This window comes from Aquirufa sp. ROCK2-A2 (assembly GCF_054558485.1).
On the sequence record NZ_JBPXKA010000005.1, the window covers coordinates 59,840 to 86,087 of the forward strand.

Consider the following 26,248-nt stretch of genomic DNA (forward strand, 5'->3'; position numbering starts at 1 on the left):
ATGAACAGAAGAGAATCGATTCAAGCAGGTGCGACTTTATTTTTTGCTGGATTTATAGGAGCGGAGGCATTTTTGTCGGCTTGTCAAACTTCCGACAAAAGAATTTCCTTTTCCAAAGAGGAACGAAAGCAATTAGGTGAGATCGCGGAAATAATTATTCCTGCCACAAAAAAATCGCCAGGCGCCAAAGCCGCTAAGATTGTAGATTTCATGCAAAACATCGTTTCAGATTGTTACACCCTGGAGGAGCAAAAAATATTCATGGAAGGATTGGCCAGTATACCCAAGGATTTACTAACATATTCACCCCAACAAAAATGGGATTTTGTCCTTGAATGGGACAATGCCGCTAGTCAATCAAAAGGCCAGAACGGACAGACCCATTTTTTCACCATGATCAAAGAATTAACCACTTGGGGTTATTTCACCTCCGAAGTGGGACTCACCCAAGAGTTGGGTTATAATCCCATTCCAGGAAAATATGTGGGGTGTGTGGAAGTATGAATTATTAATGCGAGTCAAGGGTTAAAATATCCAATTTACGCTTCTATTCTTATTACATTTGGCTTCGACTCCACTCAGCCAACGCTATTTTTTCTTTTTTCGAACCTATAAATGAACTTACGGTTAATCCGACGAAAGATTTGAGCGAAGCGGTAGGCGGGGCTTTGACAATGCGCATGGGAAAGCGTGCGTCGGGGTCAAAGAAAATAGCCGATAGCGAAGTGAAAATCGGTCAGTCAGCTGACTGAATCGTCTTGGATTAACTTGAAGCAAATAAGTTTTTTTGTTTCTTTTTTTCTAAAAAAAAGAAATGCCTTAGAAAATGAATTAGCCAATAAATGGCAATGTGATATCGGAAGTTGAGAAAATAATGAAGGAGGTAATTGACATCAATGAGTATTTGCGTTAAATAAGGGATTTGTTTTTAACACTAGGGACATAAAGAGTATTCAACCCGACTATCTTGGTTTTTTTATTGGTTCAAATAGGTTTTTGACCCTTAATTCGCATTTTAGGTATTAGTTATTAGTTTTTTCTTTTTTATGACTTTCTCTCTTCTCCTAATAACTAAAAACTAATACCTAATAACTAAATCACCGCTTTTCTGTAAATTGCGCCTTAATTCAAAAAACTATGTTGCAAAGACCCCGAAGAAATCGCCAAAGTGCAGTTATTCGTACAATGGTAGAGGAAAATAGATTATCTGTGAAAGACATGATGTTTCCATTGTTTGTCATGGATGGTGTGAATAAAAAGTCGGCCATCGCATCTATGCCGGGCATTCATCGCTTTAGTTTGGATTTATTATTGAAGGAAATTGAAGAATGTGTGGAATTAGGCATACAATCTTTTGCTTTATTTCCTCAAATCGCAGAAGATAAAAAAGATTCAATAGCCTCTGAGAGTTACCGCAAAGGCAATTTATATTTGGAGTCCATTTATGCTATTTCCAGCAGATTCCCAGAAATTAGTTTATTAACCGATGTGGCCATGGATCCTTATAGTTCCGATGGGCATGACGGTGTGGTAAAAAATGGTCAAATCATCAATGATGAAACCTTGCCCATTTTAGCCAAAATGGCCATTGCTCAAGCACAAGCAGGTAGTCAATTGATGGGGCCATCTGATATGATGGATGGCCGAGTGGGTTATTTGAGGGAATCATTGGATGATGCAGGTTTTTCCAACGTTGGAATCATGGCTTACACAGCCAAATACGCATCGGCATTTTACGGACCATTTAGGGATGCTTTGGAATCTGCCCCTAAATTTGGCGACAAAAAAACCTATCAAATGAATCCAGCGAATCAGCGAGAGGCATTGAGAGAAGCGGAATTAGACGAATTGGAAGGAGCGGATTTTCTGATGGTAAAGCCTGCCTTGGCTTATTTGGACATCATTGCCTTATTGAAAGAGAACAGTAATTTACCGATTGCAGCTTACAATGTTTCGGGTGAATATGCCATGGTAAAAGCTGCGGCATTAAATGGTTGGATAGATGGAGAAAAGGCCATGTTAGAAAGTCTTTTATCAATCAAAAGGGCAGGTGCTCAAGTTATCTTGACGTATTTTGCTAAAGAATTTGCACAATTAAAAATATCATAAAAAATTATGTCATCTGAGCGCTATTTGCAACGTGGAGTTTCTGCCTCCAAAGAAGATGTTCATCAAGCGATTTCGAAGCTAGATAAAGGACTATTTCCTCAAGCATTTTGTAAAATTTCACCTGATATTTTGGGTGGAGATGCCGATTATTGCAACATCATGCATGCAGATGGAGCTGGAACAAAATCATCTTTGGCTTATTTGTATTGGAAAGAAACAGGAGATATTTCTGTTTGGAGGGGAATTGCGCAAGATGCGGTTGTGATGAACACCGACGATTTAATTTGCGTAGGTGCTACGGATCAAATGTTGTTGTCTAGTACCATTGGAAGAAATAAAAATTTAATTCCGGGGGAAGTGATTGCTGAAATCATCAATGGAACGGAGGAAGTTTTGCAAATGCTTCGTGACAATGGCATTGGCATTTATTCGACGGGTGGAGAAACGGCCGATGTGGGAGATTTGGTAAGAACCATTATTGTGGATAGTACAGTGATTGGTAGAATGAAACGTTCTGATGTAATTTCCAATGGAAATATTCAAGCAGGGGATGTCATCATTGGTTTGGCTTCGGACGGTCAAGCGAATTATGAAAAAGTATATAATGGAGGAATGGGAAGTAACGGATTGACTTCCGCTCGCCATGATGTATTGGGGAATTATTTAGCCAAAAAATATCCGGAGAGTTTTGATCCACAGGTACCCTCGGATTTGGTGTATTCAGGATCCAAGCAATTAACGGAAGCTGTGGCGGGTACGCCATTGAACGTTGGACAATTGATTTTATCGCCAACTAGAACCTATGCTCCAGTGGTAAAAGCTTTGTTGACAGAATTGAGACCACATTTACATGGGATGGTTCATTGTTCGGGTGGTGCTCAAACGAAAGTGATGCATTTTGTTGACCATGTGCATGTTATCAAAGATAATTTATTCAAAGTTCCAGCACTTTTTGAATTGATTCAACAGGAAAGTGGTACTTCTTACAGCGAAATGTACAAAGTTTTTAACATGGGTCATCGATTGGAGATTTATGCAAATCCGGCGTATGCGGACCAAATTATGGCCATTTCTGAATCCTTTGGCATTCCAGCACAAGTGGTAGGTCGAGTGGAGGCATCGGCGGTCAAGAAGCTGACGATAAAAAGTGAATTCGGGGAGTTTGTTTATTAGAAATAATCTTCTTAACTTCGCATCCCCATTTAAAAGGCTCATTAAAGACGATCGTGTCTGGCCTCGTGGGATTGTTTCACTTAAATACATAACAAAATGTACGCAATCGTAGAAATTGCCGGGCAGCAATTTAAAGTAGAAAAAGACCGTACCGTTTATACCCACCGTTTGGCGGGAGCGGAAGGCGCTGCACTGGTATTCGACAAGGTTTTACTTGTTGACAAAGACGGAGATGTGACCGTAGGAGCCCCAACAGTAGAGGGAGCTAAAATCACAGGTAAAATAGTTGCTCACGTTCGTGGAGAAAAAGTATTGGTTTTCAAGAAGAAACGTAGAAAAACTTACCAAAAAATGAATGGTCACCGTCAAGACTTAACAAAAGTGTTGATTGAATCAATTTCTTTAAAATAATTGTCAAATACTCGCATATAGCGTATAAATTAACATAACATGGCACACAAAAAAGGAGCCGGATCATCGAAAAACGGTCGTGAATCGCATAGTAAGCGATTAGGCGTTAAGTTATTTGGAGGACAGGCTGTCATCGCAGGAAATATCATTGTACGTCAACGTGGAACTGCACATAATCCAGGAGAAAACGTTGGTTTAGGAAAAGATCATACATTATTTGCTTTAGCTGATGGTGTAGTGGCTTTCAAAAAAGGATTTAAAGGACGTTCTTTCGTTCACGTATTGCCAGCTGTTGCTGCTGCTCCAGTGGAGAAAAAAGCACCAGCGAAAGCTGCTGCTCCAGCTGTTGAGGCTGCACCGGCTGTTGAAGCTGCTGTAGAAGAAGTTGCTGCTCCAAAAGCAAAGAAAGCTCCAGCGAAAAAAGCTGCTGCTGATTCAGCTGAGTAATTACAACTCAATTATCAACTTTAAGGCACGAAGATGTATTTCTTCGTGCCTTTGTGTTTTTCTCTCTTTTTATTTCCGCCACGGACTAAAGTCCATGGCTACAATTTTGTATTCCCTACGGGATTAATTTGAAACACGGGAACCCTTGTGTTAACAACTATTATTTAACACAAAGTCACGGATTTTTTTCTCTTTTCTTGTTTTCTCTTTTCCCGTTTTCTCTATTCCTCTTTTACATTTCAATTTGAAGTTTCACCTGAGCTTTTAGTGCATGAAAAACTCGAATGAGCGTTTCGATGGTCACATTTCTTGGGTTTTTTTCTAATCTTGAAATTTGAGCCTTTTGCACCCCAATTAGTTTACCTAATTCCTCCTGGGTGAGCCTTCTTTCTTTTCTGGATTGCTTAATTGCATGACCAATCAGGTCCATTTGTAGATCATATTCAAAACGATCTCTAGTAGGGCTTCCAATAGGACCAATTAATTGATCCTGAACTTCTTCGATGGAATAGGTTTTCATATGTTTTGATTGAAATATTGGATTCTATATTGTTCTGCTTTTTGAATTTCGTTTGTAGGTATTTTGCTTCTTTTCTTGATAAAAATGAAACAAGCAATTACTAGTGTCTCCTCTTTCGTTTTTTTATCCCAAAATGCGAGCGTTCTGTACTGAATACCGTTGTATAAACATCGAAATTCCCATATTTCTTCGTTAATTTTTTTGAATAATTGGGTATTTTGTTCCGTTTGAGCTTTTCTAATATTATATAATATCTTTTTTGAATGTTTCTTATCAATCGATTTCAAAAATTGAAATACCTCTTCCGATATTTCGACTTTAAAATATGCATGCATTTCTATATTAGTGGAGATAATATTACGTAAATTAACAAAAGTTTCGTTATAATGAAACTTTTGTTATGAATAAAGGTTTAATTTTATAAAATTATAAGCCATTTTAGAAAAGAAAAATGAGCACATTCATTTATCAAGAAGCTGATAACTAAGTTGGTAAAATCCTTTTTATGATCGCCAAATAGGGGATTAATTTGAAACACGGAACCCTTGTGTTAACAACTATTATTTAACACAAAGTCACGGATTTTTTTCTATTTTCTTGTTTTCTCTTTTCTCGTTTTCTCTTTTCTCTTTTCTCGTTTTCTCTCTTCTCTTTTCTCTTTTCCCGTTTTCTCTCTTCTCTCTACCCAAAAAGCCCACTTGATAAATATCGATCTCCTCGATCACAAATAATACAAACAATCAAACCAGTTTCCAACTCCTCGGCTAATCGTAAACTAGCCGATACCGCTCCACCGCTACTCATTCCGCCAAAAACACCTTCGACCTTGGCCAATTGGCGGGTTGTTTCTGTTGCCTCCACTTCCGAAATATCCAAAATTCGATCAACCCGATTCGGTTGGTAAATTTTAGGACGATATTCTTCTGGCCAGCGTCTAATACCTGGAATTTTAGATCCTTCCGTTGGCTGACAACCTACAATTTGTATCCCTGGATTTTGTTCCTTCAAATACATGGAAGTCCCCATAATGGTACCCGTAGTACCCATGGAACTAACAAAATGAGTAATTTGTCCTTGGGTATCTTTCCAAATTTCAGGCCCAGTCGTTTTATAATGAGCCAAATAATTATCCGGATTTTCAAATTGATTCAATAAAATATAATCTCCTTGAGCCGCTTTTTCTACAGCATAATCTCGTGCGGATTCAATGCTTTCAGTTAGGACCACCTTCGCACCAAAGGCTTCCATGGTTAAAACCCTTTCACGAGTAGAATTCGCCGGCATGGCCAATTCAATTTCTAAATCGTATAATCGAGCAATCATGGCTAAAGCTATCCCCGTATTTCCCGAAGTTGCCTCCACCAACTTGGTGCCTGCTTTAATTTCGCCACGCAAGATGGCTCCTTCAATCATACTTTTGGCCGCACGGTCCTTCACCGAACCACCTGGATTATTCCCTTCTAATTTCCCAAAAATGCGAACATTGGGATTGGGATTCATTTTTTTTATCTCAACCAATGGGGTATTCCCTACAAGTTCTAATAATTGATGCATGCTTAATCGGTTATTTCTTTGGTATTTGACTGAAAATATAATTTGGTATTGGGCTTAACGCTTTTAGTCAACCACACATTTCCTCCAATGATGGAATTGCTCCCAACAATGGTATCTCCGCCTAAAATAGTCGCCCCAGAATAAATGACCACTCCATCTTCTATCGTTGGATGACGCTTTGTGGATGCCATGCTCTTATCAACAGAAAGAGCCCCAAGCGTTACTCCTTGATAAATCTTAACTCTTTCCCCTATGGTACAAGTTTCTCCAATCACGATTCCAGTACCATGATCCATAAAAAAATATTTACCAATACTCGCGCCAGGGTGAATGTCAATCCCCGTTTTGGAATGGGCATATTCAGTTAAAATTCTTGGAATCAATGGAACATTTTCTTCTTGTAAACCATGGGCTAACCGATAGAAAACCATGGCATAAAATCCAGGATAAGTACGAATTACCTCGTAATCAGTCGTCGCCGCGGGATCCCCATTCACCATTGCCTCCACATCCGTCAATAACAAATCATAAATACTTGGAATTTTATCCATATATCGATTGGCGATTTGTGCAGGCGAATCCGATAACTCCGACTTCATTGTATGTAAAAGGCTCTCCAAGCCATTTTCAATACTTTCCCAAACAAGGGTTAAATCTTCTATTTGAGTAAAATGCTTTTGCGTTTGTTCTGGAAAAAGCGTCAATAATATTTTGGTGAAAAGCTTTTTTATATCAGACGTAGCAGGAAAAGATTTCGTGCTTTGATGCTTCTGTAAAATATGTTGCAAAAAATTATTTGAAGACATACGATTTTCTTTAAAATGTAAATTTACTCAATGAATGACTTAAAATGGCTTCCATTTGCAAATTTGTGTCGAGCGTATTCACTTCCAAACGATGAACAGAATCGGGATCTCTTTGCGCTAATCCATGCAAATAGGCTTTGTCATAATACTGCAAAGTAATGGCCGCCACATCTCGGAAGTCTCCTTCCTCTAATTTTTGAATGGCATTTTGATAATGTTGTCCACCCAAGCGTTTTTTAATTTTTCCCAATGCCACTTCCAATTGATCTTTGGGATATTGTGCATAAACATCGACTAAATGAGGTAAACGGTATTCAGCATCTATGTCCATAAATAACAAGGTAGCCTTTCTCAATTGTTCATAAAAATGAAAATTCATAAATACCTGTCCAATGTGCCTGCTCTCATCCTCCACCCAAATGGGCTTTGTCCAATCAAATTTCATTAATTCAAGATGAAGTAAATTCTCAAAATGCTCGCTACTAGGTTGAACTTCGAGTCCCAAATGACCAAATGCAGAACCACGATGATGAGCAAGTCCTTCTAAATCAATAATTTGAAAATTCTTCTCGCCCAAACCCTTTAAAATTTCTGTTTTACCCGAACCTGTTTTTCCTCCTAAAACAATTAAAGGTATTTTTTCTTGAAATTTCTCCAATACACATTGACGATAGGCTTTATAACCCCCCATCAATATCTTCACTTTTAATCCTGCGGTTTCAAATAACCATGCCATACTGCCACTGCGCATGCCTCCTCTCCAACAATGGACTAAAATCGTACCTTCAACAGCGATTTTTTTTGCTTCTTTCACCCAATCCGCCAAATTCGGGCCTACGAAAGTTAAACCTAGTTCAACAGCTTTATCTTTCCCTTCATTTTTATAACAGGTGCCAACAGCCGCTCGTTCCGAATTGGAAAAAATGGGAAAAGAAATCGCCCCAGGAATATGTGCCCGTTCGAATTCGGCAGGTGAGCGGACGTCCAGTATGGGAAAGCTTTTGGCCGCCTCAAGAAATTCGGAAGGAGTTAGTTTCTGTGGCATGTTTAGGCTAATTCAAGCACGTATAATTCGAAATTCAGAGCATCAAACGTTTCCAATAGGTCAGAAATTAGATTCGGATAATTGATGTAGAAATTCAATAAATTATCATGTCTTTCTTGCCAATGACCCTCTGGAAATAATTTGGATTTGAGACCCATCAATTGTTGAACTTGTGTTTCCTGATTACGTTCCTCCGCCTTTTTCATCCGTTTTTCTAAATTCTCAAGGCCACTCAGCCATTTATGTTTTTCAGCTAAAACAGCGGCTTCCAAGGTTTTATCCACAGCCACAATTTTTGACAAGACTTGATCCATAATGGGATCAATCAATTTTTGTTCTGCTTGAAAATCCAAGGTATTCTCCGAATGTTGCTCGACAAATTTCTTTTTCAATGTGATATCATCCAAGAATAAATCAGGTATGGTAACATTCAATTTTTGGATTCTTTGTTGTTGTTGCGGACTTAAAATCAAGCCAAAATTACGAGGCAATAAAATCGGGTAAGGAACTTGATGCAAGTCAAATATCCCTTTTAATTGTAACCAATACGACACTTCTGCACCCCCTCCCAAATAGGCTAAATTAGGCAAAATACTTTCTTGGTAAATCGGTCTCAACACAACATTGGGACTAAATCGCTCAGGATGTGATTGTATTTCAAGCTCCAAATCAGAAGTAGTCCAAGAAATTGGACTATTCAAAACAGTATATCGGCCTTCCTGATATTCAATTCGCTCTCTAAATCCATCTTGTAAATAGAAAAAATTGATTTCTCTGGCATGGATTTGAGGTTTATAACCCAATTTTTCTAATTCCGAATTCGCTTTTTTCACCAAATCCACATGCGCAAAATCGATCAAATCGGATTTGATAACCGAAGTAAATTCGCTTTTTAAGTCACGATCATCCGCATCCAAACAAATCAAATTTTCATCAGGGAATAAAGCATGTATATAGATTCGAACTGCTTCGCTAAGGGTTTTTCCCGTCAAATAAGCGTGCTCAAAAATTTCTGATTTTTCGGGCAAGGAGGCCAAAAAAGCTGGCATTTGTTGTAAATGAAACTTCCCTACTGGCCCTTTTTGATCCGTTTCAAAAGTGTATTTTTTCCCAAACCAATGGAAATGGTTGATTTCATCCCAGTCATGGTCTTCCGTTGCCATCCAATAAACAGGTACAAAATTGAATTCAGGATATTGTTCTTTCAATTTCTTTGCCAAATTAATGGTCGAAACAATTTTGAAAATTAGATATAATGGGCCCGTAAATAAATTCAATTGATGACCTGTAGTAACCGTAAAAGTTTTTGATTCCAATAAAAGATCTAGGTTGGGAGCTTTTTCAAATGAATCGTATTGTTTTTTCAAAACGTCCACCAATACTTTCCGATTATTTACAGGAAAATTAGATTTCGCTTGGATTTGATTTTCGAAAGAAGATAAAACGGGCGATTGGCCGTAAAGGTTTTTCAAACTTTCTTTACCGGACAAATAATCCAATAAAAGGCCAGAAAACGAATGTAATTGATTTAAGGGATAGCTTTTGTAGCGCATATAATTGGATTATCAGACCTTTAATTTCTAAAAACCTGATAAATTTTCTTAAAGTTCAAACGAATTTAAATATATTTAAGCAATTTTTAGGTTCTAATCATTCTGAATGAGATATTTTAAAATTCTAGTTTTAATACTATTACCACTTAGCTTTCTTGGGCAACAAGGGCCCCAATTTACTCAATACATGATGAATAAATACCTTTATAACCCTGCATTTGCTGGTTATGAAGATTATATTGATATAAAAACTGGTTTTCGACAACAATGGCTGGGTTTAGGAGTTCCATCCAAAACATTTTATGTGACAGCCAATTTAGCTATAGACAAAGAAGACAGAACTTCCGATGGCCCAACGCCCTACATTTCAAAATCGATTCGTAGAAACTTTACCCCAACACAAATTCGCAAAAAAGATGTTAAAGGGAATTTTCATCAAGGATTTGGAGTGCAGTTAATGTCTGACCAATTCGGTCCTTTGTTCGACTATTCACTTGCTTTAACTTATGCCTATCATTTGCCCTTGGGTGGAGAAAGGAAAATTTCTGTCGGTGGCTCGGTAGGGGTACATCAACGACTTGTCGATTTCAATGTTGGCAATTTTGATGCAAGAGATCCCATTGATAATCGATTACTTTCGGAAGGACAATTAACAGGTGGCCATCCATTAATCAACATCGGTGCTTTATATTATACTAGAGAAGGTTATATTGGATTAGCTGCCAATCAAATTGTTTTACAAAGTGTCAATTATGAACGTTTAGCTAAACAAGCAAAAGCAGATACCGTTTCTTGGCTAGGAGAAACCAGCCCAAGTTACCAACTTCAAACAGGAATTACCAAAAGAATTAATAACGCAATTAGCATTAGTCCATCCCTTTTGATCAAAAGTACCAATTTTAAAAATGTGGTATTAGAAGGAAATGTTAAAGCAAATTTTAATGATCTCTTTTGGCTAGGTGCCTCTTATCGACACAAAGAAGCTGTTTCTGCGTTATTAGGACTACAAATTAGTCAAACAAGTCAACTATCCTATTCCTACGACTTCCATTTCAATGGTATTTTTGACCGAAATTACGGATCTCATGAAATCGTTTTTGGAATTAATTTTAACAATAAACGAACGAGGAGGTAGGAGAGAAAACGGGAAAAAGAGAAAAAAATCGTGACTTTGTGTTAATTAATAGTTGTTAACAGAAAGTTCACAGAGTTGCAAATTAATCCCGAAGGGTCCATCAATTTTGTAGCCGTGGAATTTAGTCCGTGGAAAAAATAGCAGTTGCTAAGCCTGTCGAAGTATCGAAGTCAAAATCGGAACGAAAAAATCGACTTATTGATTAAAAATATCAGTTTACCTTTAGCGATACTGCTAATCATTTTTTATGGGGAAAAGGGACCCCTTACCCCCTGCAATTTAAGATTTTAAAAGTTCAGTTGTTTGATAAAATCATTCGATGGGTAAATTTTGGGAAGGTGAGAAAACTGGGAGAGAAAAGAGAAAAAAACCGTGACTTTGTGTTAAATAATAGTTGTTAACAGAAAGTTCACAGAGTTGCAAATTAATCCCGAAGGGAAGATCAATTTTGTAGCAGTGGAATTTAGTCCGTGGAGAAAATCGCGGTTGCTAAGCCTGTCGAAGTATCGAAGTCAAAATCGGAACGAAAAAATCGACTTATTGATTAAAAATATCAGTTTACCTTTAGCAATACTGCTAATCATTTTTTATGGGGAAATGGGACCCCTTACCCCCTGCAATTTAAGATTTTAAAAGTTCAGTTGTTTGATAAAATCATTCGATGGGTAAATTTTGGGAAGGAGAGAAAACTAAAGGAGAGAAAAGAGAAAAAAACCGTGACTTTGTGTTAAATAATAGTTGTTAACAGAAAGTTCACAGAGTTGCAGATTAATCCCGAAGGGAAGATCAATTTTGTAGCAGTGGAATTTAGTCCGCGGAGAAAATAGCAGTTGCTAAGCCTGTCGAAGTATCGAAGTCAAAATCGGAACGAAAAAATCGACTTATTGATTAAAAATATCAGCTTACATTTAACGATACTGCTAATCATTTTTTATGGGGAAATGGGACCCCTTACCCCCTGCAATTTAAGATTTTAAAAGTTCAGTTGTTTGATAAAATCATTCGATGGGTAAATTTTGGGAAGGAGAGAAAAACTGGAGAGAAAAGAGAAAAAAAACCGTGACTTTGTGTTAAATAATAGTTGTTAACAGAAAGTTCACAGAGTTGCAAATTAATCCCGAAGGGAACATCCATATTGTAGCCGTGGAATTTAGTCAGTGGAGAAAATCGTGGTTACGGAGCCTGTCGAAGTATCGAGGCCATTACCTATTAAATCTCATTTCTTCCCAACCTTTTCATACGCCTTAGCTGGAATAGGAGACTCGAATTCTTCTGGTTTGATAGCTGGCTTATCCCAGTTGAGGTACCCTTTTACCCAAGCAAAAGCCAATCCCAAAGCTAAAATTCCAATAAAAATCAGCATTTCGATGATGGCATATTTACTCCATGAGGAACTAGAAGCGACCAATTCTTTGTCTTGAAAAACAACGGCCCAAGGAAACAAAAAGATTAATTCAATTTCAAAAAGAAGAAATAACAAGGCAATCACATAAAATCGGGGATTGAAACGGATATTCGCATTTCCAACTGGTTCTTCTCCCGATTCATAGGTACTTAATTTTTCTACATTGGGTCTATTCGGCCGGATCCATTTGGCCAAAAACAAAACAAACGCCATAAAAAAAATGCCGGCCAACAAAAAGGCCCCAACATAGCCGAATTGCTCAATCATTTTTTAAATTTTATATATCCTTTAATAACGGTGAAAGTAGTAACTGCTAAGAAGAACAAAATGATGTATTGAACATAATTAATGATCCATGGAAATTGATGTCCCAAATAATATCCTCCAGTCACCAATATTCCTACCCAAAGAAACGCGCCTAAAAGATTCAGAAAAATATAACTTAACCACGACATTCGACTAATCCCCGCTAAAATGGGCGCAAAAGTTCTAACTACGGGTAAAAATCGACTTATCACCAAAGCCATAAAACCAAATTTCTCAAAAAATTCCCGAGTAGAATCCAGGTGTTTCCGTTTAAATAATAGACTATCAGGCCGTTTTTCAACCGATTTCCCAAAATACCGCCCAATTAAATACCCCAAAAGTGAACCTAAAACGGCTGCAGAAAAAATGCTAACCAATAAAGTGGCTAGTGGCTCTTTCAGAACTCCTGTCCCACCAAAAACCCCCGTTAAAAACAATAAATAATCCCCAGGAAGAAAAAAGGCAAAAAACAAACCATTTTCCGCAAAAACGATTAATGTTATGACCAAAAGTCCAGAACGAATGATTGTTTCAGAATCGGTTAATTGATGCCATAAAAGGTTAATTTCATCCATATGTAATAGAATCTCTTAAGCGATAGACTGATTATTAGGCCTTTGTTTCAAATTGATTTTAAAATCAGAGCATAAATATCGATTAAAATTTCTATTTTTTATTACATTTACCACGTGAAAACTTATTTAGCTATAATATTGTTCCTAATCTTCTTCCTTGGAAGCCTGATCCCCAAAGTTGGGATGGAACAATCTTTTAAAGCAAATGAGCTTTTAAAACACTTTCAAGATCATAAAAAACAAACTCCTAATAATTTCAATTTCTTCGATTTTCTTTGGTTGCATTATTCAGCAGATTCCAAACACCCCAAAACCACCCAACATCCTAATTTACCAAGTTTGGACCTAAGCGGTGCCGCAGGTTATATTATCCCTTCCTTCTATTTAATTTTCATTCTTCCAGCTTTGGTCTTCTTTTCCAGAAGATACCAACACACTTGGAAAAACTTCTATCATTTTTCTGTCATTAGCATCATTATCGCTCCTCCTAGGGCAAATACAAAACTCTGTTTTGTTACATGCTAATTCAATCAATATGATCAATTCAATAATTAATTTTAGTATCCGCAATAAACTTATTGTGGGTTTAATGGTAATAGGTTTAGTCGTTTGGGGAGGTTTCTCTTTGAGTAAATTACCCATCGATGCTTTACCGGATATTACCTCTAATCAAGTACAAGTCATCACCCAGTCGCCCGCCTTGGCAGCCTCTGAAGTAGAAAAATTTGTCACCTATCCTTTAGAAATTTCTTTACGAACCATCCCGAATGTCAAAGGAATTCGCTCGATTTCAAGGATGGGACTGTCCATCATCACCGTTGTATTCGAAGATGGAATCGCAACCGAGGTCACGAGGCAACAAGTAGCTGAAAAACTAAAAGCCGCTGAACCCTATTTACTTCAAGGTGCCGGAATTCCCGAAATGGCACCCATCACTACGGGTTTAGGTGAATTTTTTCAATATACCTTAACCGTAAATCCTGAATTCAAAAATCAATATTCCTTGGCGGATCTTAGAACCTACCAAGACTGGATGGTTAAAAGACAATTGTTAGGAATTCCAGGTGTGGTAGAAGTGAGCTCTTTTGGTGGCGACTTAAAACAATACGAGGTGGCCATTAATCCGGAACACCTTCGTTCCATGAATGTAACTTTAAGCGAAGTTTTCAAAGCTTTAGAGTCCAACAATTCCAACTCAGGTGGTAGCTATATTGAAAAAGGTTCTGATGCTTATTTCATTCGTTCCGAGGGAATGATTGGTTCCATAGAAGACATTGAAAATATTGTCGTTTCTCAAAAAGGAGGCAATAATGTTCCCGTTTTGATTAAAAATGTGGCCAAAGTTCAGTTTGGAAAAGCAATGCGCTATGGTGCAATGGCCCGAAATGGGGAGGGCGAATCCGTGGGAGGAGTTATGCTTTTACTCAAAGGCGCAGACGCCAACCAAGTAGTGAAAGATGTGAAAGTCCAAATGGAAATTATTCAAAAAACGCTTCCTCAAGGAATTATCATTGAACCCTATCTAGATCGAAGCGTTTTGATCGGCAAATCTATTTCGACAGTGGAGAAAAACCTGATCGAAGGAGCCTTGATTGTGGTTTTCATTCTGGTATTACTACTAGGGAATTTCCGTGCTGGATTAATCGTTGCCTCCATGATTCCCCTTTGTTTGTTATTCGCCTTTGCCATGATGAATATCTTTGGGGTTTCAGCCAATTTAATGAGTCTAGGAGCTATCGATTTTGGCTTGATCGTGGATGGTGCTGTCATTATTGTGGAATCCATTATTCACCGACTCCATAGTCACCGAAAAGGCGAAGTCCTTTCTCAACACGCCATGGATGAAGAGGTTTCCATATCCGCCAAAGCCATTTTTAAATCCGCCGCTTTTGGAGTAATCATCATTCTAATTGTTTATTTGCCCATCATGGCGTTAGGGGGAATTGAAGGTAAAATGTTTCGTCCAATGGCAGAAACAGTAAGTTTCGCGATTTTTGGGGCATTGATTTTATCCTTGACTTACGTCCCCATGATGTCGGCTTTGTTTTTAAACAAAAAAATCGACCATTCTGTCACTTGGGCAGATCGCATCATGAATTTCATGTATGGAGGTTACAAGAAAATGGCCTATTGGGCTTTGGAAAATAGAAAAACAGTTGCTGCGGCGTCCGTGGGTTTATTGATTTCTAGCTTGGCTTTATTCACCACTTTAGGTGGCGAGTTTATTCCTGAATTAAATGAAGGAGATTTTGCGGTAGAAACTCTTTTGCCTACGAATGCATCGCTTTCACAAAGCATCAAAATGAATACCGAAGCTCAGAAATTATTGTTGAAAAAATTCCCAAATGAAATCAAACAAGTCGTTTCTAGAATTGGTGCTTCTGAAATTCCAACCGACCCTATGGGAATTAATTCCTGCGATTTAATCATTCAACTGAAAGACTCCAAAGAATGGAAAGAGGCAGAAACCATGGACGAATTGGAGGAAAAAATGGATCGAGCATTGGACGTTTTCCCAGAAGTTAATTTTGAATTTACACAACCCATTCAAATGCGATTCAATGAATTAATCGCGGGGGTTAAATCGGATATTGCCATCAAAATTTTTGGTGAAGATTTAGAGGAATTGTTTCAGCATGCCACCGAAGCGGCTCGCCATATCCGCAATATTGAAGGTGTCGGCGACTTAAAAGTGCAGCAAATTGATGGAATTCCTCAATTGGTGGTGAGTTACAACCGCGCGAAAATGGCCCAATATGGCTTGAATATTCAAGACATCAATCAATTGGTCAAAATGACTTTTGCTGGAGAGACAGCAGGAATTGTGATGGAAGGGGAAAAGCGATTTGATTTAGTCATTCGCTTGGATTCAGCGCATCGGAAAGACATTCAAAATCTGCGCGAATTATATGTGAGTTTACCCAATGGTGGTCAAATACCTTTGCAAGAAGTGGCCAATGTAGATTTCCAAAATGCCCCTGTTGAAATTTCTAGAGATAACACTCACCGAAGAATTACAATTGGTATCAATGTTAGAAATAGAGATGTGGAAAGTGTGGTGGCAGACATCCAAAAAGTGATGAAAAATAAAGTCACTTTACCTGCTGGCTACTATGTCACATACGGCGGAACATTTGAAAATTTACAAGCCGCAAAATCCAGATTATCTATTGTGGTGCCCATTGCCCTATTATTGATCTTTGCTTTGTTGTTTTTTACATTCAATTCCATCATCGAGGCAGCGATTATCTTTTTAGCCATACCCTTATCGGCTATTGGAGGCATTTGGGCCTTATGGATACGTGATATGCCATTTTCTGTTTCAGCGGGAATCGGATTTATTGCCCTGTTCGGCGTTGCTGTGTTAAATGGAATTGTCTTATTATCGTTTTTCAAACAATTGGCAGAAGAAGGATTAAGTGTTTCCGAGCGATTGAAAAAAGGATTGGAAATGCGTTTTAGGCCCGTCATCATGACAGCTTCGGTGGCTTCCTTGGGATTCCTTCCTATGGCTTTAAGTCATTCGCCGGGAGCGGAAGTACAAAGACCATTAGCGACGGTGGTAATCGGCGGATTGATCACTGCAACGTTTTTAACTTTAATTGTTATTCCAGTCGTTTATTCCATCATCATGACGAGAAGAGAAAATAAATTAAAAATGAAACCATTTGCCGGTGTATTGTTGATGGGCCTGTTTGTGTCATGGACAAGTTTTGGTCAAACAGCTACTCCAGTTTTAAGTTTGCAAGATTGCTTGAAAGAAGCAATGTCCAAAAATGCATTGTTGAAAACCGGAAATTTAGAAATAGATGCATCAGAAGCCTTAATCGCCTCGGGAAAGGAATTACCGAAAGCAAGTTTTGATGTACAATACGGTAAAACACAAACCTATTACAGTAGGGATTACACGGTCATTGCTGCACAAAGTATTCCATGGCCGACTCAATTGAAAGCCCAGGTAAACGCATTGCGTTCACAGAAAAACTTAGCCGAAAAGCGATTGAAAATAGCTCAAAATTTAGTGGTCTCAAGCGTGAAATATTTCTATTATGGACTTTTGGTACAACATGAACAATCGACTTACCTAAAAAAACAGGATAGTATTTATACGCAAATGACCAAAGCGGCCCGCTTGAAATTTAGTCAGGGAGAAACCAATAAATTGGAATATGTTGCTTCGGAAGCGAGATTAAAAGAATTTCAACAAAAGCGAAAATCCTTAGAGGTGGATATTCAAAGCAACTATCAAAATTTAGCTTATTGGATCAATCGACAAGGTTCATTTTTGATTCAAACAAAGCAGAAAGTTCAAATGGATTTGAACTTAAGTCATCAAGATTTATCGAAAAACCCCTATTTAACCTTGTTGAATCAACAAGTAGAACATGGCAAATTATTGACCCAAATAGAACGGGAGAAGTTGAAACCCGACATTCGTGTGGGGCTTACAACACAAAGTATTGAGAATTTTGGAGGACAAAATTTTGTTCAGGCCGGATTAAGCATTCCTATTTTCAGGTCTGCTCAAAAGTCGAAAATTGCCAGTGCAGAAAAGCAAGAATTAGTAGCATTGAGCCAATTAGAACAACAAAAATCTCAATTAACTACCGACTTGCAAACGCAAATTTCGCAGTACGAAAAACTCCGTCAATCCCTGCAATATTACCAATCTACAGCCTTGGATCAGGCCAATTGGTTGGAAAATACCGCATTAAAGAGTTATCAACAAGGGGAAATTGAATATGTGGAGATGTTGCAAAATACGCAACAGGCTTGGCAAATTAGAGAACAATATTTACAAGAAGTTTTGGCATATAACCAAAGCATTATACAAATCGAAACTATTTTAGGCAATGAATAAGCAGCCATATATCAAGATCATTTTTGCTTTATTAATCTTGGGAATCGTATCGATTTCCTGTGAAAAGAAAGCAGAGGAAACGGCAGTCGCGGAGTCGACTGCCATTCAATTAACCGCAGAACAGAAGCAAAATGCGGGCATTACCTTTGGACAATTGGAAGAAAGGGAATTGCCGCAAGAAGTTTCTTGCAATGGATTAGTGGATGTTCCACCTGTTTCCGCCGCATCGGTTTCTGTACCTATCAATGGATATATTAAATCAACAAGTGAATTATTACCGGGCAAAAAAGTGGCTAAGGGAGAAGTTTTAGCGACTATCGCCAGTTTGGAATATATTCAAATGCAACAAGATTATTTACAAGCGAGTAGCCAATTAGGTTTGTTGACTAGTGAGAAATCGAGGCAACAAGTATTATCCAATGAAGAGGTTGGGTCCAAAAAGAAATTGCAACAAGCGGAAGCAGATTTGGGGAATTTACAAGCGCAACAAAAAGGACTGGCATTGAAATTGGACTTGTTGGGTTGCGACTTGAAGGCATTAACGGCAGGGAATATTAACTCCATTTTGAAGGTTAAATCGCCAATAGATGGATATATACAAAATGTTAATATCTCGATAGGAAAATACATTACTTCATCGGATGTGATAGCTACGATTGTCGGAGTTAATCACAAGCATGTAGAATTAAAGGTATTTGAAAAAGACCTTATGAAATTAAAAATTGGTCAGCGTATTCAAATTGAGGCGGAGGGCAACAGTTCGACGGGAAAAGTGTTTTTGATAGGGAAGCAAGTAGATTTAGAAACAAGAACAACGTCCGTTCATGGTCACTTTTCAAGTGATGCCGAAGAGCAAAAATTCACTATTGGCCAATTTGTGAATGCCAAGATATTGGTAAATAATGTCAAAATGTTGACGATTCCACAAGGAGGATTTGCACGAGTAGGCAAAGGTGGATTTATTTATGTAGAAACGCCAAAGGGTCAAATGGCACAAGTACCCGTAGAGGTTTTGGGGTCCAATACAGATTTTGTTGGTATTCGAGCATTGAAGGCTATTCCAGAGGGGAAAGTTGTTTTGTCAGGGGCATCAGCTTTGGAAGCCATTTTTGCGAAAGACTAGTAGGGAGAGAGAAAAAGGGAAAAGAGGAGAGAGAAGATAGAAAATAGAAGAGAGAAAAGAGAAGAGAGAAAATAGAAGAGAGAAAAGAGAAGATAGAAAATAGAAGAGAGAAAAGAGAAGAGAGAAAAGAGAAAAAACTCCGGGACTTTGTGTTAAAAACTATTTATTATCGCATGGCTCACGGAGTTTTTCATATTAATCCCTTAGGGATCATAAAAATTGTAGCCATAGACTTTAGTCCGTGGCGAAGATAAGAAGAGAGAAAGCGGGAAAAGAGAAAAAAGTACGGAGTCGAAACCACTATAAATGAAGCAGTAAATTTGATTTTCTAAAACAAAATCACCCCCATTAGACGGTAGGTAGTCGGTTCCAGAAAACGAATTTTCTGATTGCCTTCAATGGAATAGGTTTCTACATGTCCATCAATGATATTCATATTAAGCTTTTTAGAACTTTCGAAAAGGAAATTGGATTGTGAGACGATTATTTCTACTTGGAGTGGCCTACCGATGGCATCTAAATGCATTTTAAAAGCTTTCACTGGGACTTTTTCACCTATTTTAGCCGAATACCAAATTAGGCCATCTTCTGATAGATTGTCATAACTCAATTGATAGGCTGGTTTGTTTAAATCTGCCTCTAAAAAGACTGCCCATTCTTTTTCCCAATTCATGGATTTAATGACTTTTTCTTCTTGCTTATCGCCCAAAAAAATGGATTTTTGAACCATTTTGGGACGGGTTTTCAAATCATGAATCGCTCCTTGTAAAAAACCTTCCCAATCATAATAGGTGTCGCCTTTCGTATTTGAATCCGGTGCAGAACATGATATTTGGCTCATTGAAAAAAGGCCTAAAACCATCAAAATCAACAGTAGTTGTAACTGTTTTTTGATCCGTAAGTGAGAAGATTGTTGTTGATTAAAATTCATCCCAACAAAGGTAGGTATTTTGGTTTAAGTCTGATTAGGGTGACGCATTTAGTTTTATAAATTGTACTTGGATTATGGAGAATGCCTTTTTCGATTTTCAAATAAATTATTTTTATTTATTAACACTGTTCATTAAATTTGCGATGTAAATTTTTTCTATGGGAATTCAGGAAAGAAAAGAAAAGCAAAAGTTAGAAATTCGGAATGCTATTTTGGAAGCTTCCATAAAGCTATTCAAAGAAGAGGGTTTTGATAATGTGTCAATTCGGAAAATTGCTGAAATTATTCAATATAGCCCCACCACCATTTACCTCTATTTTAAGGATAAAAAAGAAATTCTCTATGTTCTTTGCGAACAAGGATTTGAAATGATTTTTCAATTCACCGACACCTTAAATGAGATCAAAGATCCCCTGAAAAAGCTACATAAAATGGGTGAATTTTATATTCTTTTTGGTTTGAATTATCCGGAATATTATGATTTGATGCTGATTCAAGAGGCTCCAATGATCCATCATGCAGATCTTCAACTTCAAGACTGGCAAGGTGCAAATAAGGTTTTTAATCGATTAAAAGAGATTGTACAAGAATGTATTGAGGAAGGTAAAATACCTAGTGGGGATGTGGATTTGATCTCCATTACACTTTGGAGCACCTTGCATGGATTAATTTCCCTAAATGTTCGAATGAGATTAGAAAAATTGGTGCCCAAGGAAACTATTCAGCAAACAATGAACAATTCATTGAACTGGATTATTGAAAGTTTAATAACTAAAAATACGAAATGATATGAAAAAGAGAACATATCCATTTTTGGCCATTTTTTTCTCGTTGTGCTTTTCGCAAATGGTATTCGCCCAAGAAGTGGTTGTCGACAAATACATTCAGGAAGCATTCCAAAATAATTTAGTTATTCAACAAAAAAATCTTTCCATCGAGAAAGCACTTTATACCCTTCGATCGGCCAAAACCATGTATTTCCCCAACCTTGCCTTACAAGGTGGATATCAAACAGGTGAAGGAGGAAGAAGTATTTCGATTCCCGTGGATGAAATTATTGCACCTATTTATGCTACTTTGAATAAGGCCCTCCAAATACCTGTCACCGATCCCGTTGCAGGAAAGACCTCCAGAAATTTTGAATCGTATTTCTTGCCTAAGAATTTTTATGATGTGAAAATGGTTGCGACAATGCCCATCTACAACAAAGAAATATCCATCAATAAACAGATTCAAGAGCAGCAATATGATTTACAAAAAAACGATTTAGCGACTTATAAACGAGAACTTGTCGCTCAAGTCAAAACAGCCTATTTTACCTATTTAAACTCGCTAGGTGCGGTTGATATTTACAAAAATGCCATGATTCGTGCACAGGAAACCAAAAAAATAACGGAAAAATTAATTGCGAACGGGAAAGGCTTGCCCGCACATTTAGTTCGAAGTGAGAGTGAAGTATATTCCACCCAATCTTTGATCGTGGAGGCAGAAAAACAATCCAATTTGGCAAAAATGTACTTCAATTTTCTACTGAACGTAGATTTACAAAGAGACATTAATCATCAACCCAATCAAGCTGATCTAGAAAAATTTGCTCGTAAGAGTCTGGCATCTGAACCAGCATTGGAGCGAAGAGAGGAGTTGAGATTACTGAAAGGCTTAGAATCCATTAATCAAAGTGCCTTGAAATTAAGCCAAAGTGTTTGGCTTCCCAAAGTGAATGGTTTTGTGAATTTGGGGTCTCAGTCCACCAATTGGGACTTAAATAGTAAATCAGCCTATTACTTTTTAGGTCTTCAAATGGATTTACCTATTTATTCCGGGAAGCGGAATAACATGAAAATTTCCCAGGCCGAAATAGATGTAAAACTTTCCCAAAATAAATTGGAGCAAGCAAGTCATCAACTGAACCTAGCCGCAGAATCTGCTAAAAAAACCTTGCAAAGCGATGTTGTAAAATTCACTTCAGCTGAAAAGCAATTGGAGTCGGCAAGTACCTATTACCACCTAATTCAAAAAGGCTTTGCCGAAGGTGTTAATTCTTATATCGAAACAATCGAAGCTCGGACGCATTGTTTAATTGCACAAACACAATTAAACAATGCTCGATTAAAAGTTCTGATTTCTGCTACTAATTACGAAAGAGAAATTGCCGCATATTCCATGCCTTAATCCATATTCAAATGACTCACTCAACCCATTCATTTTTTGTTGTTTTAATTGTCTTTGGTATCTTATCGTGTACCAAAGAGAAGCAAGTGGCGCAACAATCCCTTGCCCATCAGGAACAAATTCCAGTGACCATTCAGCCGCTCAATACTTCTTCAGCTAACTCCAGCGTGGAGGCGTCTGGCCAGTTCTCAACGGATGATGAAACGTTTTTGGGTTTTAAAATCGGAGGGATTGTTCAACATGTTTTTGTTAAAGAAGGGGATGCCGTAAAAGCAGGACAATTATTAGCAACCTTAAATTTGACCGAAATAAAATCTCAAGTGCAACAAGCACAAATTGGTTTAGAAAAAGCAAAACGTGATTTTCAACGAGCGAGCAATTTATACCGCGATAGCGTTGCAACTTTAGAACAATTTCAAAATGCTAAAACAGCTTTTGATATTGCTCAACAGCAAATAAATCAATTGAATTTTAATCGCGATTTTGCCGAAATACGCGCCAATAAATCCGGTTTTGTATTGCGAAAATTAGCCAATGACGGACAAGTGGTGGGTCCCGGAACCCCCATTGTTCAAGTAAACGGCGCGAGTAGTGCAAATTGGATTTTGAAAGTCGCTTTGAGTGACAGAGATTGGGCATCTGTGAAGATGGGAGATGCTGCAGATGTATTAGTCGAGTCTTTTTCCAACAAATCTTTTTCTGGAAAAGTTGTAAAGAAATCAGAAGGAGTGGACCCTGTGACGGGAACACTTTGGGTGAATATTAGTGCGAATAACATTCCTCGAAATCATTTGGCTTCAGGTCTATTTGGTAAAGCTCAAATTCGCTTAAAAACCAATCAATCTACCTGGAAAGTGCCTTATGATGCCTTAATGGACGGTGATGATGAAGAAGGCTTTTTGTTTATCAGCAATGATTTGAAAACCGCCCAAAAGGTGAAAGTGACCTTAGGGAAATTGGAAAATGGCCAAATCAATGTTCTTTCCGGTTTAGAAAATGCCAAATATGTGATTACTTCCGGCAATGCCTATTTGGATGATCAATCGGCCATCAAAGTCATTTCACCATTAGCGAAATAATAAGATGAAAATTTCGAATTACGCAGTTAAAAATTATCAGTTTACCCTGATCATTTTCTTAATGGTGATTGTGGTGGGAATAACCACGATTTTAAATATGCCTAGGGCGGAGGATCCCGATATGAATGCTCCACAATTTCCAATTATCGTCGTTTTTCCTGGGACAAGTCCCGAAGACATGGAAGACTTGATTGTGGATCCCATCGAAAAGAAAGTGAATAGCCTAGAGGATATTAAAAAAATCAACACCCGCATCAGCGACGGCTTGGCTGTTTTCGAAGTTCAATACAAATATGGCGTGAATGTTGATGATAAACATTCCGAATTAGTTCGTGAGTTAAATAATTTGCGCTCTCAATTACCCAAAGAAATCGTTCGATTGGAGGTAAATAAAGCTGGTCCCTCCAGTGTCAATGTTCTTCAAATGGCTTTGGTTTCAAATAATGCCTCCAGAAAACAATTAAAAGAAACGGCTGAGCGACTTCAAGATGAATTGGAAAAGGTTCGATCCTTGAAAAATGTGGAAATATTTGGCTTGCCCAATGAGCTCATCAAAATTGATTTGAATTTGGAGAAGATGGCTCAAATGCAGGTGAGTCCAGAACGAGTGATGCAGGCCGTTCAAAGTGAATTAGCCAATATTCCTGCAGGAAGTATTGTCGAAAATAATCGGTCCTTTAATATCAAAACGAGTGGCAATTATCAAAACATCGATGAGGTAAAAAATACAGTTGTGTTTAGTTATGCCGGCAAAAATGTCCTATTGAAAGATGTTGCTCATGTGTATTTTGATTATGATAAAGATAAACAAATCACACGAATCAATGGAAATAGATGTGTGTTGGTCGCTGCAGCTCAAAAAACTGGGGAAAATATTTCTAAAACGCAGCAATCGTATTTGCCAATATTGGATCAGTTCAAAAAATCATTGCCTCAAAACATTGATTTGATTGTCAATTTTGACCAAGCAGATAATGTAAATGATCGTTTGAGTGGTTTGTTTATCGACTTTCTCATCGCTATTTTATTAGTCGCGATTACACTTTTGCCTTTGGGATATCGTGCGGCCATTGTCGTAATGATATCCATTCCATTGTCTTTGTCGATCGGAATTGTATTATTGAATTTAATGGGTTATAGTTTGAATCAATTAAGCATTGTTGGTTTTGTGGTTGCCTTGGGACTTTTGGTCGATGATAGCATTGTGGTGGTTGAAAATATTGAGCGGTGGATTCGGGAAGGGTATTCCAAATTGGATGCTACCTTGAAGGCCACGGAACAAATTGGCATGGCGGTATTGGGTTGTACAGTTACCTTGATCATTGCATTTATGCCTTTGGTATTTTTACCTGAGATGTCGGGAGAATTTATCCGAAGTTTACCAATTGCGGTTATTTCCTCCATTTTGGCATCCATGTTGGTGTCATTAACCATCGTTCCTTTTCTATCGAGTCGGTTTTTGAAAAAACATGAAGGACACGAAGAGGGTAATATTTTTCTACGGTTACTCAAAAAAGGCATTTCTGGCACCTATTCCAAATGGCTTGATACGGCGATTCAAAAGCCTTGGATTACCTTAAGTATTGCTTTTGCTATTTTCCTAGGTTCGCTTCAATTGATTCCTGTCATTGGTTTTAGCCTTTTTCCTGCCTCGGAAAAACCACAGTTTTTGGTTAATATATACGCTCCTCCTCAATCTAGCTTAGTTTATACCGATTCCCTAACCAAAAAGGTGGAAAAGGAATTAAAGAAAATCAAAGAAGTTGAATTTATCACATCCAATGTGGGTAAGGGGAATCCTCGAATTTATTACAACGCCATTCCCTTAAATGAACGGGCGGATTACGCAGGTTTATTTGTTCAATTGAGGAAACAAACATCGGTTACACGTAAATTGGAGATTATTGAACAATTAAGAACAGCGTGGGAAATTTATCCAAATGCCAAAATTGAAGTGAAAAATTTTGAGCAAGGTCCTCCTGTGGTTGCGCCTGTAGAAGTCCGATTATTGGGAGCGAACATTGACACGCTTCGAATGTTATCCAAGCAAGTGGAGCAAATGTTGATTCAAACCCAAGGGACCATTTATGTCAATAATCCCTTGAAAAATTTGAAATCGGATATCAAAGTGGATATTGATAAATCGAAAGCGAGTATGTTGGGAATTCCGACTGTTTCCATTGATCGAATGGTTCGTTTGGTGGTAGCAGGAATAGAATTGGGTAGTTTTTCCGATAAAGAAGGCAATGAATTTCAATTGTTGGTTTCCAAGGAAAATGAGCATCAGCCTAGTTTGACAGTTTTCAATAATGTGTTTGTCAACAATGTTCAAGGAACGGCAATACCCCTTTCGCAAGTGGCTAAATTGAAATTGGAACCTAGCCCGGTAAGTATCAATCACTTTAATACGGCTCGAATGGTTTCAGTCAATTCTTTTGTAGAGAAAGGATTTTTGAACGCAGATGTCATCAAAATGGTGGAAGATAAAATGGCGAAAATGAAGCTTCCAAGAGGATATCATTTTATGATGGGTGGGGAAGTGGAGTCGAGAAATGATTCATTTGGGGGCTTTGGGAGTATCATTATAGTGACAATTTTCATATTTATTGCGGTTTTGATTTTGGAATTTAAAACTTTCAAAAGCACCATTATTGTTCTTTCTGTGATTCCCTTGGGAATTGTAGGAGCCGTTTTGGCCTTGTTATTTACCGGCAATTCCTTGTCTTTCGTTGCTACCGTTGGTATGATTGCACTGGCAGGTATAGAAGTCAAGAATACCATTTTATTAGTCGATTTTACCAACCAATTACGGTCCGAAGGCAAATCCTTGGAAGAAGCCATCCGAGAAGCTGGAGAAGTCAGGTTTTTACCCATTATATTGACCACATTAACTGCTATTGGGGGTTTAATCCCGATTGCTATTTCAACGAATCCATTAATTTCACCTCTGGCCATTGTCATGATTGGTGGATTAATCAGTTCGACCTTACTTTCTAGAATAGTTACTCCAGTTGTCTATAAATTAATTCCGCCTAAAATATAA

21 protein-coding genes and 1 pseudogene are annotated in these 26,248 nt (G+C 37.9%); 13 read left to right on the forward strand and 9 right to left on the reverse strand.

Features of this window, described 5'->3' with window-relative positions; all coding sequences use genetic code 11:
* The 5 genes and pseudogenes from V7S76_RS08330 to rpmA form a co-directional block, all read left to right on the forward strand.
* Entirely contained in the window at positions 1-504 is a 504-nt protein-coding gene (locus V7S76_RS08330) for a gluconate 2-dehydrogenase subunit 3 family protein (protein WP_459509622.1), read from the forward strand.
* A gap of 633 nt (positions 505-1,137) precedes the next feature.
* Positions 1,138-2,109, forward strand: coding sequence for a porphobilinogen synthase (gene hemB / locus V7S76_RS08335; RefSeq protein WP_459509623.1), 972 nt, complete (start codon positions 1,138-1,140; stop codon positions 2,107-2,109).
* Between the two features lie 6 nt (positions 2,110-2,115).
* A complete protein-coding gene (locus V7S76_RS08340) occupies positions 2,116-3,282 on the forward strand; it encodes an AIR synthase related protein (RefSeq protein WP_459509624.1) in 1,167 nt (388 codons plus the stop codon).
* Positions 3,283-3,378: 96 nt separating this feature from the next.
* The gene (gene rplU / locus V7S76_RS08345) at positions 3,379-3,693 is read left to right on the forward strand and encodes a 50S ribosomal protein L21 (protein ID WP_459489418.1); all 315 of its coding nucleotides are present in this window, start codon (positions 3,379-3,381) and stop codon (positions 3,691-3,693) included.
* A gap of 39 nt (positions 3,694-3,732) precedes the next feature.
* Positions 3,733-3,990, forward strand: a pseudogene (gene rpmA, locus V7S76_RS08350) (50S ribosomal protein L27); the annotation flags it as partial.
* A gap of 382 nt (positions 3,991-4,372) precedes the next feature.
* On the opposite strand, the gene V7S76_RS08355 reads toward rpmA, so the two are convergent.
* The 6 genes from V7S76_RS08355 to bshC form a co-directional block, all read right to left on the reverse strand.
* Positions 4,373-4,660: a helix-turn-helix domain-containing protein gene (locus tag V7S76_RS08355; protein ID WP_459509625.1), complete on the reverse strand. Its 288-nt coding sequence runs from the start codon at positions 4,658-4,660 to the stop codon at positions 4,373-4,375.
* Positions 4,657-4,995 (reverse strand): type II toxin-antitoxin system RelE/ParE family toxin, encoded by a 339-nt coding sequence (locus tag V7S76_RS08360; protein ID WP_459509626.1) that lies wholly within the window; start codon positions 4,993-4,995, stop codon positions 4,657-4,659. The genes V7S76_RS08355 and V7S76_RS08360 overlap by 4 nt, the downstream gene beginning before the upstream one ends.
* 346 nt (positions 4,996-5,341) lie before the next feature.
* Positions 5,342-6,214: a cysteine synthase CysM gene (gene cysM, locus V7S76_RS08365; RefSeq protein ID WP_459509627.1), complete on the reverse strand. Its 873-nt coding sequence runs from the start codon at positions 6,212-6,214 to the stop codon at positions 5,342-5,344.
* Positions 6,215-6,216: 2 nt separating this feature from the next.
* Complete coding sequence (locus tag V7S76_RS08370) at positions 6,217-7,020, reverse strand: serine O-acetyltransferase (protein WP_459509628.1); 804 nt, start codon at positions 7,018-7,020, stop codon at positions 6,217-6,219.
* A 10-nt stretch (positions 7,021-7,030) separates the two neighbouring features.
* On the reverse strand, positions 7,031-8,065 hold the full coding sequence (gene mnmH, locus V7S76_RS08375) for a tRNA 2-selenouridine(34) synthase MnmH (protein ID WP_459509629.1): 1,035 nt from the start codon (positions 8,063-8,065) through the stop codon (positions 7,031-7,033).
* A gap of 2 nt (positions 8,066-8,067) precedes the next feature.
* Positions 8,068-9,618 (reverse strand): bacillithiol biosynthesis cysteine-adding enzyme BshC, encoded by a 1,551-nt coding sequence (bshC, locus tag V7S76_RS08380; RefSeq protein ID WP_459509630.1) that lies wholly within the window; start codon positions 9,616-9,618, stop codon positions 8,068-8,070.
* Between the two features lie 106 nt (positions 9,619-9,724).
* On the opposite strand from bshC, the gene V7S76_RS08385 reads away from it, so the two are divergent.
* Positions 9,725-10,753, forward strand: a complete 1,029-nt coding sequence (locus tag V7S76_RS08385) for a PorP/SprF family type IX secretion system membrane protein (RefSeq protein ID WP_459509631.1) — start codon at positions 9,725-9,727, stop codon at positions 10,751-10,753.
* A gap of 1,216 nt (positions 10,754-11,969) precedes the next feature.
* On the opposite strand, the gene V7S76_RS08390 is transcribed toward V7S76_RS08385, so the two are convergent.
* Together V7S76_RS08390 and V7S76_RS08395 are read right to left on the reverse strand one after the other, a co-directional pair.
* On the reverse strand, positions 11,970-12,425 hold the full coding sequence (locus tag V7S76_RS08390) for an NADH-quinone oxidoreductase subunit A (protein ID WP_459509632.1): 456 nt from the start codon (positions 12,423-12,425) through the stop codon (positions 11,970-11,972).
* Positions 12,422-13,039, reverse strand: a complete 618-nt coding sequence (locus tag V7S76_RS08395; protein WP_459509633.1) for a DedA family protein — start codon at positions 13,037-13,039, stop codon at positions 12,422-12,424. The genes V7S76_RS08390 and V7S76_RS08395 overlap by 4 nt, the downstream gene beginning before the upstream one ends.
* Positions 13,040-13,222: 183 nt before the next feature.
* Between V7S76_RS08395 and V7S76_RS08400 the strand changes: the two genes are divergently transcribed.
* From V7S76_RS08400 to V7S76_RS08410, 3 genes are read left to right on the forward strand one after another with little or no spacing between them, the layout of a single operon-like run.
* Positions 13,223-13,564 carry a hypothetical protein gene (locus tag V7S76_RS08400; RefSeq protein WP_459509634.1) on the forward strand — a complete coding sequence of 114 codons (342 nt, stop codon included), beginning with the start codon at positions 13,223-13,225 and terminating at the stop codon, positions 13,562-13,564.
* Between the two features lie 10 nt (positions 13,565-13,574).
* The gene (locus tag V7S76_RS08405) at positions 13,575-17,900 is read left to right on the forward strand and encodes a CusA/CzcA family heavy metal efflux RND transporter (protein ID WP_459509636.1); all 4,326 of its coding nucleotides are present in this window, start codon (positions 13,575-13,577) and stop codon (positions 17,898-17,900) included.
* Positions 17,893-19,023, forward strand: coding sequence for an efflux RND transporter periplasmic adaptor subunit (locus V7S76_RS08410; RefSeq protein ID WP_459509637.1), 1,131 nt, complete (start codon positions 17,893-17,895; stop codon positions 19,021-19,023). The genes V7S76_RS08405 and V7S76_RS08410 overlap by 8 nt, the downstream gene beginning before the upstream one ends.
* A 328-nt stretch (positions 19,024-19,351) precedes the next feature.
* On the opposite strand, the gene V7S76_RS08415 is transcribed toward V7S76_RS08410, so the two are convergent.
* Positions 19,352-19,954, reverse strand: a complete 603-nt coding sequence (locus tag V7S76_RS08415) for a hypothetical protein (RefSeq protein ID WP_459509638.1) — start codon at positions 19,952-19,954, stop codon at positions 19,352-19,354.
* Positions 19,955-20,112: 158 nt separating this feature from the next.
* On the opposite strand from V7S76_RS08415, the gene V7S76_RS08420 reads away from it, so the two are divergent.
* From V7S76_RS08420 to V7S76_RS08435, 4 genes are read left to right on the forward strand one after another with little or no spacing between them, the layout of a single operon-like run.
* On the forward strand, positions 20,113-20,742 hold the full coding sequence (locus V7S76_RS08420; RefSeq protein ID WP_459509639.1) for a TetR/AcrR family transcriptional regulator: 630 nt from the start codon (positions 20,113-20,115) through the stop codon (positions 20,740-20,742).
* Position 20,743: 1 nt separating this feature from the next.
* Entirely contained in the window at positions 20,744-22,126 is a 1,383-nt protein-coding gene (locus V7S76_RS08425) for a TolC family protein (protein ID WP_459509640.1), read from the forward strand.
* Between the two features lie 11 nt (positions 22,127-22,137).
* Entirely contained in the window at positions 22,138-23,205 is a 1,068-nt protein-coding gene (locus V7S76_RS08430; RefSeq protein WP_459509641.1) for an efflux RND transporter periplasmic adaptor subunit, read from the forward strand.
* A 4-nt stretch (positions 23,206-23,209) separates the two neighbouring features.
* Entirely contained in the window at positions 23,210-26,248 is a 3,039-nt protein-coding gene (locus V7S76_RS08435) for an efflux RND transporter permease subunit (RefSeq protein WP_459509642.1), read from the forward strand.